Raw genomic sequence first — 3,577 nt, 5'->3', positions numbered from 1 at the left:
CCAGCGGGCCCGACGCCGCGGGGGCCGAGGAGAGCCGGGCGCGCAGCCGGGCGCGCGATCGCGGACGCTTCACACGCAACTTCATCGTGCAGGGCACGGCAGCCGAATGGGCGCTGCTGTGGCTCGCCGAGATCCGCCACCGTCTCATGGGGCTGCCACCGGCATCCGTGCCTGCGGCGGCATCCGGACCGATCTTCCGCGATCGCGCGCATCTCGCGCTGTTCCTGCACGACGAGGTCGTCGTGCACGCCCCCGCCGAGCAGGCCGAAGCCGTCGCGGGGATCCTCCGGGATGCCGCGGACGCGGCTACCGCACGGCTGTTCCCCGGCTTCGCCATCGACGTCCCGCTCGACGTGCACGTCGCGGAGGACGCCGCGAAGGGCGCGTAGAATCGAGGGGCGAGTGGGTCGGCCGGACGGCCGCGTGGCGCGTGAGCGCACCGAGGAACGTCCGGGCTCCACAGGGCAGGGCGGTGGGTAACACCCACCCGGAGCGATCCGCGAGACAGTGCCACAGAGAGAAGACCGCCCGTCCGACCCGGAAGGGTCGGAGGGGTAAGGGTGAAAGGGTGGTGTAAGAGACCACCGGGGAGCGCGGTGACGCGCTCTGCCAGGTAAACCTCGCCCGGAGCAAGACCAGACAGAGGACGTTGACGCGGCTCGCCGAGTCCTCGGGTAGGTTGCTGGAACGACACGGCAACGTGTCGTCGAGAGAGATGGCCGTCAAGGGAGCGAAGAACTCCTGAACAGAACCCGGCGTACAGGCCGGCCCACTCGCCCCGAAGCACACAGAAGGCCCGGTCGACGACCGGGCCTTCGTGCTGTCGCGATGTCAGTCGACGGACAGCGCCGCCGCACCGATGATGCCGGAGGCGTTGCGGTGCACGGCGGACACGATCGGGGTCCGCAGATCGAGCAGCGGCAGGAACTTCTCGGGGTGCTTCGACACCCCGCCGCCGACCACGAACAGGTCGGGGCTGAAGAGGAACTCGACGTGCGAGTAGAACTCCTGCAGACGCGCCGACCAGTCCTCCCACGACAGGTTCTCGCGCTCCATCGCCGAGTACGCGGTCCATCGCTCGATCGACTCGCCGTCGCGCTTGAGATGGCCGAGTTCGGTGTTCGGCACGAGCACGCCGTTGTACAGGAACGCCGAGCCGATGCCGGTGCCGAGCGTCGTCATGATGGTGAGGCCGCGTGCGTCGCGGGCAGCACCGTGACGCGCCTCCGCCACGCCGGCCGCGTCGGCGTCGTTCACGAACGTGATGCTGCGGCCCAGTCCGCTCTCGAAGAACTTCTCGGCCTCGAAGTCGACCCATTCCTTCGAGATGTTGGCCGCTGAAAGGGTCTTACCGTACTTCACGATCGCGGGGAACGCCACACCCAACGGCAGCGTCGACTCCGCGACGCCCAGGGTGTCGAGCACCTCGCGCACGGTCTCGACCACGTCGGCGGGGTGCGCGCCCTCGGGCGTCGGCACGCGCACGCGATCCGAATCCAGAGTGCCCGTGTCGAGGTTGACGATGCCCGCCTTGATGCCCGTTCCGCCGATGTCGACGCCGATTGCCTGTGCCATGGCGAATAGCCTAGCGATGCACGACCCAGCGATTAGGATCGTGACGAGATCCCGACGAAGGAGCTGACATGTCCGACGGCGACGAGAAGTACTGGTACAACCTCAGCACCGGGGAGGTCGAGTTCGGCATGCAGTCCGCATCGGTCGACCGGGTCGGTCCGTTCGACACCCGCGAGGACGCGGCTCGTGCCCCCCAGACCCTGCGTGAGCGTTCTCGCGCGTGGGCCGAGGAAGACGCGGCCGACGATGCGTGGGGCTCCAGCTCTCTCGAGTCCGGCCAGTGAGGGTCGACAAGCAGCGCGACTTCGTGCTGCGCACCATCGAAGAGCGCGGCGTCAAATTCGTCCGGCTCTGGTTCACCGACGTCATCGGCACGCTCAAGTCGGTGGCCATCGCCCCCGCTGAGGTCGAGGGCGCGTTCGCCGAGGGGATCGGCTTCGACGGCTCGGCGATCGAGGGGCTGACCCGTACCTACGAGTCCGACCTGCTCGCGCAGCCCGACCCGACGACATTCCAGATCCTGCCCTGGCGCGGGGAGATCGACCCGACCGCCCGCATGTTCTGCGACCTCACCACCCCCGACGGCCGCCCCGCCGTCTCCGACCCGCGCAACGTGCTGCGGCGGGCGCTCGCGAAGGCCGCAGATGCCGGATTCACGTTCTACACGCACCCCGAGATCGAGTTCTACCTGCTGAAATCCTCGCAGCTCGGCCCGGAGGGCCCTGTTCCCGCCGACAACGCGGGCTACTTCGACAACGTGCCAGGCGGCACGGCGCACGACTTCCGCCGCAGCGCCGTGCGGATGCTGGAGGACCTGGGCATCTCGGTGGAGTACAGCCACCACGAGGGCGGGCCGGGGCAGAACGAGATCGATCTGCGCTACGCCGACGCACTCACGACAGCCGACAACATCATGACCTTCCGCACGGTGGTCAAAGAGGTCGCGATCGAGCAGGGCGTGTACGCGACGTTCATGCCGAAGCCGCTGAACGACCACCCCGGCAGCGGCATGCACACGCACATGTCGCTGTTCGAGGGCGACGTCAACGCGTTCTACGAGGCCGGCGCCGAGTACCAGCTCTCGCTCACCGGCCGCCGGTTCATCGCGGGCCTGCTGCGTCATGCGAACGAGATCGCCGCGGTCACCAACCAGTTCGTGAATTCGTACAAGCGGCTCTGGGGCGGCGACGAGGCGCCGAGCTTCGTCACCTGGGGTCATGCGAACCGCTCCGCGCTGATCCGCGTGCCGATGTACAAGCCGAACAAGGGCCAGTCGACGCGCATCGAGTACCGCGCGCTCGATTCGGCGGCGAACCCGTATCTCGCCTACGCGCTGATGCTGGCAGCCGGCCTCAAGGGCATCGAGGAGGAGTACGAGCTGCCGCCCGAGGCCGAGGACAACGTGTGGTCGCTCAGCGACTCCGAGCGCCGCGCCCTCGGGTACGCGCCGCTGCCGGCCAGCCTCGACCACGCGCTCGAGTACATGCGCGACTCCGAGCTGGTCGCCGAGACGCTCGGCGAGCAGGTCTTCAACTACGTGCTGCTGAACAAGCAGAAGGAGTGGGAGGCCTACCGCGGCCAGGTGACGCCGTTCGAGCTCAAGAACAACCTCGGGCTGCTCTGAGGCGGCGATGGCGCGTCCTGATGCGTCCATTTCGCTGTCCGCCCTGGCACGGCTCGGCTTCGTCGAGCTGACCTCGGCGTCCGCTGATCTCACCGAGCTGTCGGAGCTCACCGGGCTCGAGCGCGTGCAGCTCGCCGACGGGATGGTCGCCGCCGACCCGGATGCCGCCGTACGGGGCCTCGTCGGCGTCGCACGCCGCGACGCCGGCCAGGTCACGGCCGTGCTCTCCGATCCCGCAGCGCGGGAAGCGGCGTGGCGGCTGTTCGGTGTGTCCCGCGCGCTCGGCTCGTTCTTCGAGCGGCATCCGTCCCACCTGCGCGCCGACGTGCTGCTGCGGACGGAGCTGCCGGATGCCGCGGAGCTGACCGAGCGGATGCT

The 3,577-nt window shown here is 68.9% G+C and carries 3 protein-coding genes, 1 other RNA gene and 2 pseudogenes; 5 read left to right on the top strand and 1 reads right to left on the bottom strand.

Annotated elements, in window-relative coordinates; genetic code table 11:
• Positions 1-389 (top strand): annotated as a pseudogene (locus tag RT309_RS14310) (DNA polymerase); the annotation flags it as partial.
• A 14-nt stretch (positions 390-403) separates the two neighbouring features.
• Positions 404-776, top strand: an RNA gene (gene rnpB / locus RT309_RS14305) — RNase P RNA component class A.
• Positions 777-831: 55 nt separating this feature from the next.
• Here the strand turns inward: rnpB and ppgK are convergent.
• Entirely contained in the window at positions 832-1,575 is a 744-nt protein-coding gene (ppgK, locus tag RT309_RS14300) for a polyphosphate--glucose phosphotransferase (protein WP_313358114.1), read from the bottom strand.
• A 68-nt stretch (positions 1,576-1,643) separates the two neighbouring features.
• Between ppgK and RT309_RS14295 the strand changes: the two genes are divergently transcribed.
• The 3 genes and pseudogenes from RT309_RS14295 to RT309_RS14285 form a co-directional block, all read left to right on the top strand.
• On the top strand, positions 1,644-1,859 hold the full coding sequence (locus RT309_RS14295) for an SPOR domain-containing protein (RefSeq protein ID WP_313358113.1): 216 nt from the start codon (positions 1,644-1,646) through the stop codon (positions 1,857-1,859).
• Positions 1,856-3,199, top strand: coding sequence for a glutamine synthetase family protein (locus RT309_RS14290; protein ID WP_313358111.1), 1,344 nt, complete (start codon positions 1,856-1,858; stop codon positions 3,197-3,199). The genes RT309_RS14295 and RT309_RS14290 overlap by 4 nt, the downstream gene beginning before the upstream one ends.
• A 7-nt stretch (positions 3,200-3,206) precedes the next feature.
• Positions 3,207-3,577 (top strand): annotated as a pseudogene (locus tag RT309_RS14285) (bifunctional glutamine-synthetase adenylyltransferase/deadenyltransferase); the annotation flags it as partial.

It is taken from the genome of Microbacterium sp., assembly GCF_032084865.1.
In the GTDB taxonomy this organism is placed as follows: domain Bacteria; phylum Actinomycetota; class Actinomycetes; order Actinomycetales; family Microbacteriaceae; genus Microbacterium.
The sequence above is the reverse complement of the archived record's forward strand: the minus strand, read 5'-3'. Positions and strand labels throughout refer to the sequence as shown.